The organism is Micromonospora sp. WMMC415 (assembly GCF_009707425.1).
GTDB lineage: Bacteria > Actinomycetota > Actinomycetes > Mycobacteriales > Micromonosporaceae > Micromonospora.
Genome location: NZ_CP046104.1, coordinates 1,559,075 through 1,574,566 on the forward strand (window position 1 = coordinate 1,559,075; position 15,492 = coordinate 1,574,566).

Below are 15,492 nucleotides of genomic sequence, written 5' to 3' on the forward strand. Positions count from 1 at the left end.
GGCCATCGCCCCGGCGGGCCGTCACTGCCGGTCGGGCGGCGCTGTCACCGGGGGCCATCCATCCCCTGTTACTTGTGTGTTTCCGCCACATAGCCCGTGGGTGACGTCACTTCTAGCGTGAGCCGACAAACAAGTTCCCCTTCCTCCGAGTCCTCACGTGGAGTCGCAATGACGGTCCGGACGACGCGGCGGGTGTTCCTCTCCGCCGCCACGATGATGGCGGCGGCGCTCGCCGCCACGGCCTGTGGTAGCCCGCAGGAAACCGCCTCCGGTGGCGGCGACAGCGCCGCGCCGGTGAAGGTTGGCCTGGTGTACTCCCAGTCGGGAGCGCTGGCCAGCTACGGAAAGCAGTACATCGAGGGGTTCAAGGCCGGTCTCGACTTCGCCACCAAGGGCACCAACAAGGTCGGTGACCGGGCCGTCGAGCTGACCGAGGTCGACGACGCCGGTGACCCGGCGAAGGCCGTCAACGCCGCCAAGGACCTGATCGGCAAGGGACACAAGATCATCGCCGGGTCGACCGCGTCCGGCGTGGCCCTCCAGGTCGCCCCGATCGCCGCCCAGAACAAGGTGCTGTTCATCTCCGGGCCCGCCGCCACCGACGGCGTGACCGGCGCGAACAAGTACACGTTCCGCTCGGGCCGGCAGTCGTACCAGGACGTGGTGACCGCGAAGTCGTTCATCGGCGACCCGGCGGGCAAGAAGGTGGTCGTCTTCGCGCAGGACGGCGCGTTCGGCGACGCCAACGAGGCGGCCGTCAAGGCGGTCATCGGCGGCGCCGGCGCCACCGTCAGCAGCGTACGGGCCCCCGCCAGCGCGACCGAGTTCACGCCGTTCGCCAGCCAGATCAAGGCCGCCAAGCCGGACCTGCTCTTCGTCGCCTGGGCCGGCACCACCGCCCCGGCGATGTGGCAGACCCTCGACCAGCAGGGCGTGCTGACCTCCACCACGGTCGTCACCGGTCTGGACATCCGCGCCTCGTGGCCCACCTTCGGTGCCGCCGGCAGCAAGATCTCCTTCCTGTCGCACTACTTCGACGGGGCCACCGACAACGAGGCCACCAAGGCCGCCAAGGCGAAGATCCCCGGCGGCACCCTGGACCTGTTCCACCCGGACGGGTTCCACGCCGCGCAGATGGTCGTCCGCGCCATCGAAGAGGGCGGCGACGACGTCGAGAAGATGGTCACCGCCCTGGAGGGGTGGAGCTTCGAGGGCGTCAAGGGGCAGCTGACCATCCGCAAGGAGGACCACGCCCTGCTCCAGCCGATGTTCCAGGCGAAGCTCTCCGGCAGCGGCCAGGCGTTCACCGCCACCGCGCAGAAGAGCCTCACCGGTGACGAGACCGCGCCGCCGGTCGTGGCGATGAAGGGCTGACCGGAATGCTCGCCACCCGCGGTCTGACCTGGCGGATCGGTGAGGTCGCCATCGTCGACGGCGTCTACCTCGACCTGGCGCCCGGGGAGTTCCTCGGCGTCATCGGGCCCAACGGCGCCGGCAAGACCTCACTGTTCAACCTGATCACCGGCCTGCGCCGGGCCACGGAAGGTCGGGTCACCCTCGACGGGCAGGACATCAGCACCCTCCCGCCGTACAAGCGGGCCCGCCTCGGGCTCGGCCGTACCTTCCAGGCGTCCTCGGTCTTCGGTTCGCTCAGCGTGCGGGAGAACGTCCGGCTCGCCGTGCAGGCGTACCGCGGGGGCTCGATGAAGCTGTGGCGGCGGGCGGCGGCCGACCGGGAGGTCGCCGCCGCCGCCGACGCGGCGCTCGACCGGGTGGGCCTCGCCCACCGGGGTACGGCGCTCGCCGGCACCCTCGCCCACGGCGAGAAGCGCAAGCTGGAGATCGCCCTGCTGCTCGCCGGTGAACCCCGGGTGATGCTGCTCGACGAGCCGATGGCCGGGGTCAGCGCCGAGGACGTGCCCGAGCTGGTGCAGGTGATCCGGTCGCTGACCGGCGACAGCGGCCGCTCGGTGCTGATGGTCGAGCACCACATGGACGTGATCCTGGAACTGGCCGACCGGATCGCCGTGATGCACCACGGCGCGCTGCTGGCCTGCGACACCCCGGAGACGGTCATGGCCAACCCGACGGTGCAAGAGGCCTACCTGGGGGAGTCGCTGTGACCGAGCCGATCCTCAGCGTGGAGAACCTGTCGGTCCGGATCTCCGGGCTGCACATCCTCCAAGGGGTGTCCTTCACGGTCGCCCCGACCGGCGTCACGGTGCTGCTCGGGCGGAACGGCGTCGGCAAGACCACCACGCTCCGCGCCGTCGTCGGGCTCACCCCGCGGGCGGGCGAGGTGCGCGGCACCATCCGGATGGGCGCGCAGAGCCTGCTGGCCCGGCCCACCCACCGGCTGGTCCGCGGTGGGCTCGGCTACGTGCCGGAGGACCGCTGCGTCTTCGCCGGACTCACGGTCGCCGAGAACCTGCGGCTCGCCGAGCGGCGGGGCACCACCCCGGCGTACGACCGGGTGTACGCGCTCTTCCCCGAGCTGGACCGGCGCGGCCGGCAGCGGGCCGGCTCGCTCTCCGGCGGGCAGCAGCAGATGCTGGCGATCGGCCGTGTGCTGCTCAACGACAACGGGCTGCTGCTGATCGACGAACCGACCAAGGGCCTCGCGCCGAAGGTCGTGACCGAGGTGGCCGAGGTGCTGGAACGGGTCGCCGAGTCGGTGCCGGTGCTGCTGGTCGAGCAGAACCTGGCCGTGGTGCGCCGGCTCGCCCGGGACGCGGTGGTGCTCGCCGCCGGCAAGGTGGCCTGGACCGGCGACGCCCAGGAACTGCTGATGGAGACCGGCCTGACGAAGTCCCTGCTCGGGGTCGGCTCCGCGGAGGTGCATCACTAGTGGACACGATCATCCTGTTGACGCTGACCGGGCTCGGCCTGGCGGCGCTCTACTTCCTGGTCGCCTCCGGCCTGTCCCTGGTCTTCGGCCTGGCCGACGTGCTCAACTTCGCGCACGGGCTGTTCCTCGGCGTCGGCGCGTACGCGACCTGGTGGGCGGCCGGCAACCTGCCCGGCGCCGGCGGGGACGGGTTCGGCTTCGTCGTCGCGGTCGCCTTCGGCGTGGCCGCCGGCACCCTGGTCGCGGTCCTGGTCGAGCTGGTGCTGATCCGGCCGCTGTACTCCCGCACCATCGAGCAGGTCCTGGTCACCGTCGGCCTCTCGCTGGCCGGGGTGGCACTGCTCCAGGCGACGTGGGGTGCCGACCCGCGCACCTTCCCGCGCCCCGAGTGGACCCGGCAGGTCACCAACGTGCTCGGGGCCAACGTCCCCAACGGCGGCCTCCTGCTGATCATCGCGGCGGTGCTGGTCCTCGGCGCGATCCTGGCCTTCCTCCGCTGGACCCGCTACGGCCTGGTGATCCGGGCCGGCGTGGAGAACCGGGAAATGGTCACCGCGCTCGGCATCGACGTACGGAAGGCGTTCACGCTGGTCTTCGCGATCGGCGGGGCGGCCGCCGCGCTGGCCGGTGCGCTCGGCAGCGTCTACTTCGGCACCGTCTCACCCGGGCAGGGCGGCTCGCTGCTGATCTTCGCGTTCATCGTGGTGGTGATCGGCGGCATGGGCTCGGTCGTCGGGTCCGCGTACGCGGCCGTCGCGGTGGGGCTGCTGCAACAGTTCGTCAACTACTACGGCACCTCCGGGCTGGGCGACATCTGCGTGGTCGGGCTGCTCGCCGTGGTGCTGCTGCTGCGCCCGCAGGGCATCGCCGGAAAGGTGGCAACGGCATGACCGAGGTCAAGAGTCCGGAGGTTCCGGCGCCCCCGGCGGCGGTGCCGTCCGAGCTGACACCCACCGGCGGCCGCTGGAGTCGGGTACGCCCGTTCCTGCCGCTGGTCGCGCTGGCCGTGGCGCTGACCCTGCCGTACTCGACGCTGCACCTGCCCGGGATCTTCGAGGGCGCGCTGAACGAGCCGGGCACCCTGCAACTGCTCGCCCTCTGCCTGGTCTTCGGCGGGCTCGCCGCCGGCTACGACCTGCTGTTCGGGCGTACCGGGATGCTCTCCTTCGGGCACGCCCTCTACTTCGCCGCCGGTGTCTACGGCACCGACATCCTGGTCACCAAGGCCGGGCTGCCGCTGTGGCAGGCCGCGCTGTTCACGATCGCCGGCGGCACGATCCTCGCCGCGCTGATCGGCGCGGTGGCGCTGCGGACCGTCGGCATCGCGTTCGCCATGGTCACGCTGGCCTTCGCCCAGGTCGGCGCGATCCTGGTGGCCCGCGACTTCGGCGGGCTGACCGGCGGCGAGGAGGGCCTGCCGCTGGACGTCTCCGGGGTGCCGGAGGCGATGGTCGGGGTGACGAACACGGTCAACCTGTACTGGCTGGCGCTGGCGTACCTGGCCGTCGTGGTGTTCGTGGTGCACCGGGTGAGCGGCTCGCCGACCGGGCGGGTGCTCGCCGGGCTGCGTGACGACGAGCGGCGGGTCGGTGTGCTCGGGCTCGACCCGTACCGGTTCAAGCTGGTGGCGTTCACGCTGGCCGGCGGGCTCGCGGCGGCCGGCGGCGTGGTCTACTGCCTGATCGTCGGCGGCGCCTCCCCGCACATCACGTCCAGCGAGCTGACCCTGTCGCTGCTGGTCATGGTGGTGCTCGGCGGGCCGGGCACCCGGTGGGGGCCGGTGCTCGGCGGCATCCTCTACATGTACCTGGACCACCGGCTGGTCGCCTTCGGCACCAGCGAGGCGGTGGACGCCCTCCCGGCGTTCCTCAGCCGGCCCCTGTCCCAGCCGCTGTTCGTGCTGGGCACGGTGTTCATCCTGGCCGTGTACTTCTTCCCCGGCGGCCTGGCCAGCCTCGCCCCCCGCCTGGCCCTCCTGCGCACCTCCCTCCGGATGCCCTCCCGGCGCCGCTGACCCGAACAGCGCACCGGGACCACCCGTCGATCATGAAGTTATTGTTGCGCCACGCCGTGTGTCTGGGCGATAACTTCATGATCGGCGGGTTTCGGCGGGTGGGGAGGGTGACGTATGGGTGAGCGGCTCGCGGTCGTCAGCGGTGGCGGGACCGGGATCGGGGCCGCCGTTGCCCGGGTCCTGGCCACCGACGGGTTCGACGTGTACGTCGTCGGGCGGCGGAAGGACGTGCTGACGGACACCGCCGAGCGGATCTCCTGGGACATCGGGCGTCCCCGTGCCGTCCGGCCCGTGGTCGCCGACCTGACCGACCCGGAGCAGGTGTCCGGGGTGGTCGAGGCGGTCGCCGACCGGGCGGTGGACGCGGTCGTCAACAACGCCGGGGGATACCTCGGCGGCGACACCGGCGGCCTGGCCGGGACCGCCGCGCACTGGCGGGCGAACCTCGACGCCAACGTGCTCACCGCGGTCCTGCTCACCGAGGCGCTGCGGCCGGCCCTGCGCCGCCCGGGCGGGCGGGTGGTCCTGGTCAGCTCGATCGCCGCACAGCGGGGCGGCGGCGGGCCGTACTCGGCGGCGAAGGCGGCGCTGCACGGCTGGGCGTACGACCTGGCGGCGCAACTCGGGCCGGACCAGATCACGGTCAACGTGGTCAGCCCCGGTTACGTCGCCGACACCGAGTTCTTCGGCGACCGGATGACCCCGGAGGGGCACGCCAAGCGGGTGGCGGCCACCCTGGTCGGCCGGGCCGGCACCCCGGACGACATCGCCGAGGCGGTCCGCTACCTGGCCGGCCCCGCCGCCGGCTACGTCACCGGTCAGGTCCTCGGCGTCAACGGCGGGTCCGTCCTCGGCCGCTGAGGCGGGACGGACGAGGGCCGCGACCCGTTCGGCCGCGGCCCCTTACGCCGCGGCCCCCCGTGTGGCCGCGGCCCGGTGCGCCGTGGGTCAGCTGTTGAACATCTCGTAGGCCGACGCCGGCGCCGCCTTCGCGCCCTCGGGCGCGGTGATCGCCGGCGCCTTGCCGAAGTCGTAGTACTTCACGACGAACTTCAGCGCCTTCTGCTTGCCGGCGGCCGGAATGTCGAGGGTGAGCGAATTCAGGTTGCCGTCCGGCCCCACCACCGCGGTGAACGGCACGGCCTTCGCGGCGTCCCCGAGCGCGGCGACGTCGACGCTGTCCATGGCGTCGGCCGCCTCCTGGCCGGACAGGTCGACCGTCCCGGTGTACGTCCCGTCGGCCTGCTTCTCGACGGTGGTGGCGGTGGCGAGGATCGGGCGGGCGTTGCCCGGGTCCGCGCCCTCGTAGCCGGGCACGGCCTCCGAGTCGGTGAGCTTCGCCTTGTCCAGCTCCATCCAGTTCTTCGGGAGCTTGAGCAGGGTGTGCAGCTCCTCCGACCCACCGAAGTCCACCTTCACCCAGGACTGCTGGTCGACGAAGCGGAAGGACATCTTCATCGTGAAGCCGGCCTCGGCGTCCTTCTCGGTGACATTCAGTTCGATGCCCTTGCTGGCCGGGTCGACGGAGCCGGTGACCGTGCCGTCCGCGTCGGTGCCGCTGAAGAGGAAGGCCGGGTCCTTCTCGTCGGGCACGGCGGCCAGCAGGTCGGCCTTGGGGTCGGGCGACGGGGACGGCGCCGCCGAACCCCCGTCCTTGCCGGTGCACCCGGCCAGCAGAGCCGTGGCGGCCAGCATGGCGGTCGCGCCGGTGACGGCCCGCCGGGCCAGGGCCGCGGTGCCGGTTCGCTGCGTCATCAGATGATCTCTTTCTCGTACGGGGCCGTTGCCAGGGCCGATACTGGCACGACTCCGCTGCCGGGCCACTGCCGCTATGCTGCCGTCCGACTGCCGCACGCTGTCATCAGGCGCGCGGCCGGGGTGGTCAGGAGCGGGGACTCGCATGTCAGGGGCGCTGCGCTTCGCGCTTCTCGGCCCTCAACGGGCCTGGTACGCCGACCGCGAGCTCGACCTCGGTCCGAGCAAGCGGCGTGCGGTGCTGGCTGTGCTCCTGCTCGCCGCCGGCCGGCCCGTGTCCACGACGCAGATCGTCGATGCCGTCTGGCCGGACGATCCGCCCGCGAACGGCCCGAACGTGGTGCAGAAGTACGTCGCCGGGCTGCGCCGGATCCTGGAGCCGGAGCGGTCGCCCCGCACCCCCGGGCAGGTGCTCGCGCTGACCGACGCCGGCTACGTCCTGCACGTGTCCCCGGATTCGCTCGACGCCGTCCGCTTCGAGCAGGCCGTACGCCGGGCGGAGCGGCACCGGGAGGCGGGCCGGCCGACGGACGCGCTGGCCGAGCTGAGCGCCGCCCTGGAGCTGTGGCGGGGCGAGCCCTTCACCGGCTTCGCCGGGCCGTTCTTCGAGGCGGCACGGCAGCGGTACGTCGAACTGCGGGCGACCGCCCTGGAGAGCTGGGCCGAGCTGGAACTGGACCAGGGCCGGCACCGGGAGCTGGTCGGCCCGCTCGTGGAGCTGGCGGGGGAGTTCCCGGTGCGGGAGCGGCTGCGCCGGCAGCTGATGCTGGCCCTGTACCGCAGCGGCCGGCAGGCCGAGGCGCTCGCGGCGTACCGCGACTTCGACGAACTGCTCCGGGACGGGTACGGCATCGAGCCGGGCGAGCAGTTGCGGGAGCTGCACCGGCGCGTCCTGTCCGCGGACCCGGCGCTGCTGCCGGCGCCGGACCCCGGGCCGGTCGCGGCGGACGCTCCGGCCCCGCCGGCCGAAACCGTGGCCGCGCCACCCGCCGCCACCGCGCCAGCCGAGCCGCCCGCCCGCAACGCACCCCCTGCTCCGCCGCCGGCATCCGCCGCTATCCCGTCCGGCACCGGTCCCGCACCACCGCTGCCGGGGTACGGGCCGCCGGGACTCCTCCCGCCTCCGCCGATCCTGCCGCCCCGGCGGAGGCGCTGGCCGGCTGAGCCGGCTCCCCGGTGGCTGGCCAACCTGGCGACCACCCTCGGAACGCTGCTCGTCCTGGTGTCACTCGGGTTCATCACCTGGCTGATCGTGTTCGTGTACGCGGTGTGGCGGCAGAGCGGGCGACTCGCACTCGCCGGGGTCGGCTACCTCGTCGTCCTCGTCGGTTTCATCGTGGTGCTGGAGAACATGAACCCGGATCCCGAGGCCGAGCTCACCGACTTCGAGGGCTTCTACATCCTGGGGTTCCTGCTCTCCTGCTGGGCTGCCGGTGCCTTGCACGTGGTCCTGCTCAACCGGCGGGTGTGGGCGCTGGTCACCGGCGGCAGCCGGGCCGGCCGGGCCGCCGAGAAACGCCGGCTCCGTCGCGAGCACGCCCGTCTCCTGCTCCACTACCATCCGGCGGCCCGCGACGAGCTGCGCATCGGCCGGCCGGACCTGCCGCGGACCTTCGACGACGGCGGGCTGATCGACGTCAACTCGGTGTCCGAGGCGGTGCTCGCCGACCTGCCGGGCCTGACGACGGACCAGTGCCGGCAGGTCGCGGTGGACCGCTGGCTGCGGGGTCCGTACGGCTCGGTCGAGGAGCTGGCCGGCCGGTGCATGCTGCCGCCGGCGTCCACCGAACGGCTTCGCGACGTCCTGCTGTTCCTTCCGCCGAACCCCGCGCAGCACCAGCCGGCCGCGCCGTGACGCCGTACGCCCCGATCACCCGACGCTGGTAGAAATGCCGGATGAGCCAGGAGCGGACGGCGGTACGCGAGCGGGCCGAGGCGGTGCTGCGGCAGCTTGCCGGGGAGCACGCCCGGCTCCGGGAGGACCAGTGGCGGGCGATCGAGGCGCTGGTCGTCGACCGGCGGCGGGTGCTCTGCGTCCAGCGCACCGGGTGGGGCAAGTCGGCCGTCTACTTCGTGGCCACCGCGCTGCTGCGGGAGACCGGTGAGCACGGTCCCACGGTGATCGTGTCCCCGCTGCTGGCGTTGATGCGCAACCAGGTCGAGTCGGCCGCCCGGGCCGGCATCCGCGCCCGGACGATCAACTCCGCGAACCTCGACGAGTGGGACGAGATCGTCGCCGAGATCCACGCGGGGACGGTGGACGTCCTGCTGATCAGCCCGGAACGGCTGAACAACCCCGACTTCCGGGACACGGTGCTCCCGAAGCTGGCGGCCACCACCGGGCTGCTGGTCGTGGACGAGGCGCACTGCGTCTCCGACTGGGGGCACGACTTCCGCCCGGACTACCGGCGGCTGCGGACCTTCCTCGGCAACCTGCCGTCCGGCACGCCGGTACTGGCGACGACGGCGACCGCCAACGCCCGGGTGACCCAGGACGTCGCCGAGCAACTCGGCGACGCCCTGGTTCTGCGGGGCAGCCTGGACCGGGAGTCGCTGCGGCTCGGTGTGGTCGACCTGCCCGGCCCGGCGCACCGGCTGGCCTGGCTCGCCGACCACCTCGACGAGCTGCCCGGCTGCGGCATCGTCTACACGCTGACCGTCGCGGCGGCGGGGGAGACCGCCGACTTCCTGCGCTCCCGGGGCTACCCGGTGGCCTCGTACACCGGGCAGGCCGAGGACGCGGACCGCCGCGCCGCCGAGCAGGACCTGCTCGACAACAAGATCAAGGCGCTGGTCGCCACCAGCGCGCTGGGAATGGGCTTCGACAAGCCGGACCTCGGCTTCGTCGTGCACCTCGGCGCACCACCGTCGCCCATCGCGTACTACCAGCAGGTCGGCCGCGCCGGCCGCGCCGTCGCGCACGCGGAGGTGCTGCTGCTCCCCGGCGCCGAGGACGCGGCCATCTGGCGGTACTTCGCCTCGCTCGCCTTCCCGCCGGAGGACCAGGTGCGGTCCGTGCTCGCCGCCCTGTCCACCGACCGGCCGCTCTCCACGCAGGCCCTGGAGCCGGTCGTCGACCTGCGCCGGGCGCGGCTGGAGCTGATGCTCAAGGTTCTGGACGTCGACGGCGCGGTCCGCCGGGTGCGCGGCGGGTGGCTCGCCACCGGCGAGCCGTGGAGCTACGACGAGGCCCGGTTGCGGCGCGTCGCCGCCGCGCGCACCGCCGAGCAGGCGGCGATGCGGGAGTACGCGACCACACCCGGCTGCCGCCTGCGCTACCTGCGGGAATGCCTGGACGATGCCGGCGCGTCCGACTGTGGCCGGTGCGACCGGTGCGCGGAACCGATCTTCTCCGTCGACGTCTCCGGGCCCGCGCTGAGCGCCGCGCAGGCTTTCCTCGGCCGCCCCGGCGTCGAGGTCCCGCCGAAGAAGCTCTGGCCGACCGGGCTGGAGGCGGTCGGCGTACCCGTCAAGGGCCGCATCGCCCCCGCGGAGCAGGCGCTGCCGGGCCGGGCGGTCGGGCGCCTGTCCGACCTCGGCTGGGGTGGCCGCCTGCGCGAACTGGTCGGGCCGGACGCCGTGGACGTCGACGTCCCGGAGGACGTGGCCGCCGCCGTGGTCGAGGTGCTGAAGGCGTGGGCGCACGGCGACGCTCCCTGGCCGCGCCGGCCGGCGGCGGTGGTCGCGGTCGGATCGCGCCGCCGGCCCCGGCTGGTCGGCTCGCTCGCCGGCCGGATCGCCACGGTGGGGCGGCTGCCGCTGCTCGGCAGCGTCGCCGTGACCGCGCCGGGAGGCCCGCGCGGGAACAGCGCCCAGCGGGTACGCGCCCTGCACGGCGCGGTGACCGTGCCGCCGGATCTGGCCGGCGCCCTCGCCGGGCTGGACGGGCCGGTGCTGCTCGTCGACGACCTGGTCGACTCGGGTTGGACGCTGACCATGGTCGCCCGCGAACTGCGCCGCGCCGGAGCCCCGGACGTGCTGCCGCTCGCCCTGGCCGTCGCGGGCTGAGCCGCCGGCCGGCGGTCGGTCGAGGAGGCTGGGAAGTTCCCGGGCCCGGCGGATTGCGACGGTCGCCACGCCCGGCGGGCACCCGCCCGCCGGCGCGCGTCGCCGACGGTAGCGTGGGCGGTATGACCGGTCAGCCGCCGCCCGACGCCCCGCGCGCTGACCGCGTCTCCGCCCTTCCCGACCGGAGCACCCTGCGGCTGGCGCTGGTGGTGGGCGGGCTGATCCTCGCCGTCCTGCTCGGGTTCGGCCTCGGCCGGGCCGGCGGCGGCGACCCCACCGCGGCGGTCGGCTACGGCAGCGCGCTGGCCGACCACACCCACGCACCCGGCACCGGGGCGCACGAACACGGCGCCGACCAGGGCCTGGCGGCGGAGGCCACCGGGTTGTCGGTCAGCGCCGCCGGCTACACCATCGCCCCGTCGGCCGTGGACCTCGTCGCCGGCCGTCCCGGCGAGCTGAGGTTCCAGATCCGCGACGCGCAGCGCCGCCCGGTGACCCGCTTCGCCGTGGTGCACGACAAGCCGCTGCACCTCATCGTGGTGCGCCGTGACCTCACCGGTTACCAGCACCTGCACCCCGCGATGGCGGCCGACGGCACCTGGTCGGTGCCGCTGACGCTGCCGCAGCCGGGCGTCTGGCGCGCGTACGCCGACTTCACCGCCCTCGCCGACGACGGACGACAGACGGCGGTGACCCTGGGGACCGACCTGGTCGCCGCCGGTGACTACGAGCCGCGCCCACTCCCGGCGGCGACCACGTCGACCACCGTGGGCGGGTTCACCGTCGCCTACCAGGGCACCCCGCAGTCCACCGTGTCGGTGCCGCTGACCTTCCGGATCACCGGTGAGGGTGGCCGACCCGCGACGCTGGAGCGGTACCTCGGCGCGTACGGGCACCTGGTCGCGCTCCGCGAGGGAGACCTCGGATACCTGCACGTCCACCCGGAGCCGGCCCTGGTCGACGGGGCGGTGCGGTTCTGGGTGACCGTGCCCGGCGCCGGGCGGTACCGCCTCTACCTGGACTTCCAGGTGGCCGGAGTGGTGCGGACCGCCGAGTTCACGCTCGACGCCTGACCGGGGGCGCGGCCCCGCCGGTCCGTCAGCCGACCCGGCGGATCGGGCGGCGGGCCAGGTACCGCAGCAGGTCCCGGATGTGGTGCTTCTCCTCGGCCGGCACGGTCGGGTCGGCAAGTCGCTGGAGGATCACCCGGACGTCCGCCTCGACCGGCCCGTCGTCGCTGCGGCGGCGGGGCGCGGGGCCGGCGTCCGGCAGGCCGAGCGCACGGAAGGCGGCCGCGACCGGCAGGTCGAGCGCGGCGCAGAACCCGCGCACCTTGGCCAGCTCGGGGTAGTCCTGCCAGTCACCGGCGAGCCAGCGGAAGACGGTCGAGCGACCGACACCCGTGTGGGACGCCAGGTCGGTGACGGTCCACCCCCGCTCCTCCCGGGCGTCGTCGATGGCGCGCCGCACGAAGCGCGCGAACGCCGCCTGCGGCGATACCTCTACCGAAGCCATTCCAGCGGGTCTTCCCTCCCGGCCGGGCACCTGACGGTGCGTGGTTCGAGGGTAGTACGGCTCGCGGCGGAAGCAATTGACTGATCGACCAGACCGTCCCGTGGACGGGACCGTACCCGCGGCGCGGAGTTCGTCCGGGCGTCAGCCCGCGGCCACCCCGGCGGTGCCGCCGGTGGCGTCGCCCCCCGGGCCGCCGAGCAGGGTCGCCAGCCTCGGCGTGACGCCCCACTGGTCGACCAGCGCCCGGTACTCCGCCCGCTGCGCGCCGGTCGGTGCCGCGCCGGTGCGGCGTGCCCGGATCAGCAGGTTCCGCGGCGTGTGCCGCGAGTCGACGAACTCCACCACCTCGGCCCGGTAGCCGTGCAACCGCAGCAGCCCCGCCCGCACCGCGTCGGTCAGCACGTCCGCGAAGCGCTCCCGGAGGATGCCCTGCCGGGTCAGGAGGTCGTACGGCGGCGGTGCCGGCCGGGAGCGCAACTGCGCCGCGACGTCGTGGTGGCAGCACGGCGCCGCGAGCACCCAGCGGGCTCCCCAACGCACCGCCCTCGCGAGCGCCTCGTCGGTGGCCGTGTCGCAGGCGTGCAGCGCCAGCACCAGATCCGGAGCGGGCTCGACCGCCGCGTCGGCGATTGTGCCCGCGACGAAACGCACCCGGTCCGCCCAGCCCAGCCGCTGTGCCAGCGCGGTGTTGCGCTGCCGCTGGTCCTCGCGGACGTCCACGCCGACCAGGTGCACGTCGAGCCCCCGCCGGGTCAGCCACCGGTACGCGGCGAATGTCAGGTACGCGTTCCCGCACCCCAGGTCCACCACCCGCAGCGGGCCGGGCAGATCGTCGGGCAGCGTCGCGGCGAGCGCCCGCAGGAAGGCGTCCACCTGACGTCGCTTCGCCGCCGATCCGCCGATCTCGGCGAAGATGGGGTCACCGGGGTCCAGCAGGTAGTCCTTCGCCCGGTCGTGTCCGGCCGGCTCGGTCGGCGAGCCGGAGTTGGCCGCGCGGTGCACCTGCGCCTCCCCGGACTTCGTGACCCGCAGTTGCAATGTCGTCCGCACGGTCTCCACGTGCCAGTTGCCGAACGGCTCGGCGAGCAGCGCGTCCACGGCCGCGTCCGCGTCGCCGCCGGGCGCGACGTTGCGGGTGTAGGGCCGGCTGCCGTCGGAGGTGGCGATCTGGAGGCGTGGACCGGCCTTGAGGGTGACGGGCCGCAGCTCCGCCCGGACCACCGAGGGGCGCTGCCCGCGCCGCCGGCCCGCGGCCACCGCCCGCGTCAGCCCGGGGTCGAGCAGCAGCGCCCGCACCTCGGCGAGCGCGGCGTCCAGTGGCTCCGGCATGGGTTGATCCTTCCCGGTCGTGCCCGGCGGCGACGCACTGATGTGCCCCGCACTGCCCTTTGCTCTGCTTCAACGGACGCACCGGAAAGCGGCGCGTTCCGGTGCGTGGGTTGAAGCAGAGCAAAGGAGGCCGACCGGGTGGTCGACGGCGGCCCGGGCTGTGTCTTCCTGAGCGCGCGACGTCCCCCGCTCGGCGAACGAGGCGGGGGACGTCGGACGTGCGCGTGTCAGTCGGCGGTCGCCTCGGCCGGCGTACCCCCGCCGGAACCACCGCCACCGCGGCGGCGCCGGCGGCGGCGCGGCTTCGCCGACGCGCTGCCCTCGGCGGCGGCCGTCTCCGGCTCGGTGCCGCCCTCGGTGGAGATCACCGCGGTCGGCTCGCCCGCGACCACCTCGCCCGCCCGGCGGCGCCGGCGGCGACGCGGGCTGCGCTCCTCGGCGGCGTCGTCGGCCGGCGCGTCCGTGGTCGACGCGACGGCTGCCTCCCCGCCCCGGCCGCGGCGGGGCTCCCGGCCGCGGCCCTCGCCGCGCCGCGAGCCCCGGCCGTCGCCCCGGCGGGACCGGCCGCCGAGGTCCTCCTCGACCTCGGCCGCGAGCCCCGCGCGGGTGCGCTCGGCGGTCGGCAGGGTGCCGGTGACGTCGGTGGAGATGCCCAGGTCGGTGTAGAGGTGCGCAGAGGTGTGGTACGTCTCCGGCGGCTCGGCCATGTCCAGGCCCAGCGTCTTGTCGATGATCCGCCAGCGGGGCATGTCGTCCCAGTCGACGAAGGTCACCGCGACGCCGGTCGCACCTGCCCGGCCGGTCCGACCGATCCGGTGGGTGTAGGTGTCCTGGTCCTCGGGGCAGTCGTAGTTGATGACGTGGGTGACGCCGGTGACGTCGATGCCCCGGGCCGCGACGTCGGTGGCGACCAGCGTGTCGATCTTGCCGGCGCGGAAGGCGCGCAGCGCCCGCTCGCGGGCGCCCTGCCCGAGGTCGCCGTGCACGGCGGCAACGGCGAAGCCACGGAAGTCCAGATCCTCCGCGACCCGGTCGGCGGCCCGCTTGGTGCGGGTGAAGATCATGGTCAGCCCGCGACCCTCGGCCTGGAGGATCCGCGCCACGATCTCGATCTTGTTCATCGAGTGGGTGCGGTACGCCAGCTGCTGGGTCTGCGGCGACGGGCCGGTCTCGGCGGTGTGCCCGGCGTGGATCGTCACCGGACGGCGCAGGAAGCGCCGGGACAGCGCGACGATCGGGTCCGGCATGGTGGCCGAGAAGAGCATCGTCTGCCGGTCCTCCGGCAGCATCGCCAGGATCTTCTCGACGTCGTCGAGGAAGCCCAGGTCGAGCATCCGGTCGGCCTCGTCGAGGACCAGCGCGCGCACCCGGTCGAGCCGCAGGTGCTTCTGCTTCTGCAGGTCCATCAGGCGACCGGGGGTGCCGACGAGGATCTCCACGCCCTTGCGGAGCGCGTCGATCTGCGGCTCGTACGCCACACCACCGTAGATCGGCAGCACGCGGACGCCCCGGCTGCTGCCGGCGGCCTGGAGATCCTTGGCGACCTGGATGCCCAGCTCGCGGGTCGGGACCACGACGAGTGCCTGCGGGACGCCGTCGCCGCCCTCGGTGGGCGCGAACACGCGCTCCAGCAGTGGTACGCCGAAGCCGAGGGTCTTGCCGGTGCCGGTGGGCGCCTGGCCGATCAGGTCGGCGCCGCGCAGCGCGATCGGCAGCGCGTACTCCTGGATGGCGAAGGCGCGGGTGATGCCGGCCGCGGCCAGCGCGTCGACGGTCTCCTGACGCGCGCCCAGCTCGGCGAAAGTGGGTGCCTCCGGGCGTACCGGGGCGGTGGGGGCCAACTCGTGGCCGTCCATCAGTTCTTGCGTCAGCTCGCTCATATGGATGTGGGGGTGCCCTCTCGTGGGTGCGCCCCGTTTAGTCCTCAGGGCGCGGACGGTATGGCGCGGGCCACACGGTCGGCGGCGGATCTGCCGCGCGGGACCGGGCCGCACGCGCGCCGTGGACCGGCTGCGACCAGATC

Annotated in this window: 13 protein-coding genes; 9 read left to right on the forward strand and 4 right to left on the reverse strand. The window is 73.9% G+C overall.

Features of this window, described 5'->3' with window-relative positions; genetic code table 11:
• Window positions 1-168 precede the first annotated feature (168 nt).
• From GKC29_RS07650 to GKC29_RS07675, 6 genes are all read left to right on the forward strand, one after another.
• Complete coding sequence (locus tag GKC29_RS07650; protein ID WP_155330160.1) at window positions 169-1,374, forward strand: substrate-binding domain-containing protein; 1,206 nt, start codon at window positions 169-171, stop codon at window positions 1,372-1,374.
• 5 nt (window positions 1,375-1,379) lie between these two features.
• A complete protein-coding gene (locus tag GKC29_RS07655; protein WP_155330161.1) occupies window positions 1,380-2,123 on the forward strand; it encodes an ABC transporter ATP-binding protein in 744 nt (247 codons plus the stop codon).
• Window positions 2,120-2,848: an ABC transporter ATP-binding protein gene (locus tag GKC29_RS07660; protein ID WP_155330162.1), complete on the forward strand. Its 729-nt coding sequence runs from the start codon at window positions 2,120-2,122 to the stop codon at window positions 2,846-2,848. The genes GKC29_RS07655 and GKC29_RS07660 overlap by 4 nt, the downstream gene beginning before the upstream one ends.
• Window positions 2,848-3,738, forward strand: coding sequence for a branched-chain amino acid ABC transporter permease (locus tag GKC29_RS07665; protein ID WP_155330163.1), 891 nt, complete (start codon window positions 2,848-2,850; stop codon window positions 3,736-3,738). Before GKC29_RS07660 ends, GKC29_RS07665 begins: the two co-directional genes overlap by 1 nt.
• Window positions 3,735-4,862 (forward strand): branched-chain amino acid ABC transporter permease, encoded by a 1,128-nt coding sequence (locus GKC29_RS07670; RefSeq protein WP_155330164.1) that lies wholly within the window; start codon window positions 3,735-3,737, stop codon window positions 4,860-4,862. The genes GKC29_RS07665 and GKC29_RS07670 overlap by 4 nt, the downstream gene beginning before the upstream one ends.
• 114 nt (window positions 4,863-4,976) lie before the next feature.
• Entirely contained in the window at window positions 4,977-5,723 is a 747-nt protein-coding gene (locus GKC29_RS07675; protein WP_155330165.1) for an SDR family NAD(P)-dependent oxidoreductase, read from the forward strand.
• An 87-nt stretch (window positions 5,724-5,810) separates the two neighbouring features.
• Here GKC29_RS07675 and GKC29_RS07680 read toward each other — a convergent pair whose 3' ends face one another.
• Window positions 5,811-6,617, reverse strand: coding sequence for a hypothetical protein (locus tag GKC29_RS07680; protein ID WP_155330166.1), 807 nt, complete (start codon window positions 6,615-6,617; stop codon window positions 5,811-5,813).
• Window positions 6,618-6,762: 145 nt separating this feature from the next.
• Between GKC29_RS07680 and GKC29_RS07685 the strand changes: the two genes are divergently transcribed.
• From GKC29_RS07685 to GKC29_RS07695, 3 genes are all read left to right on the forward strand, one after another.
• Window positions 6,763-8,472 carry an AfsR/SARP family transcriptional regulator gene (locus GKC29_RS07685; protein WP_155330167.1) on the forward strand — a complete coding sequence of 570 codons (1,710 nt, stop codon included), beginning with the start codon at window positions 6,763-6,765 and terminating at the stop codon, window positions 8,470-8,472.
• A 41-nt stretch (window positions 8,473-8,513) separates the two neighbouring features.
• Window positions 8,514-10,625, forward strand: coding sequence for a RecQ family ATP-dependent DNA helicase (locus tag GKC29_RS07690; protein WP_155330168.1), 2,112 nt, complete (start codon window positions 8,514-8,516; stop codon window positions 10,623-10,625).
• A 122-nt stretch (window positions 10,626-10,747) separates the two neighbouring features.
• Entirely contained in the window at window positions 10,748-11,698 is a 951-nt protein-coding gene (locus tag GKC29_RS07695) for a hypothetical protein (RefSeq protein WP_155330169.1), read from the forward strand.
• Window positions 11,699-11,723: 25 nt separating this feature from the next.
• Here the strand turns inward: GKC29_RS07695 and GKC29_RS07700 are convergent, their stop codons facing one another.
• From GKC29_RS07700 to GKC29_RS07710, 3 genes are all read right to left on the reverse strand, one after another.
• On the reverse strand, window positions 11,724-12,140 hold the full coding sequence (locus GKC29_RS07700; RefSeq protein WP_155330170.1) for a helix-turn-helix domain-containing protein: 417 nt from the start codon (window positions 12,138-12,140) through the stop codon (window positions 11,724-11,726).
• Window positions 12,141-12,281: 141 nt separating this feature from the next.
• Window positions 12,282-13,469, reverse strand: a complete 1,188-nt coding sequence (locus GKC29_RS07705; RefSeq protein WP_155330171.1) for an SAM-dependent methyltransferase — start codon at window positions 13,467-13,469, stop codon at window positions 12,282-12,284.
• 227 nt (window positions 13,470-13,696) lie between these two features.
• Complete coding sequence (locus tag GKC29_RS07710; RefSeq protein ID WP_155330172.1) at window positions 13,697-15,349, reverse strand: DEAD/DEAH box helicase; 1,653 nt, start codon at window positions 15,347-15,349, stop codon at window positions 13,697-13,699.
• Between the last annotated feature and the right edge of the window lie 143 nt (window positions 15,350-15,492).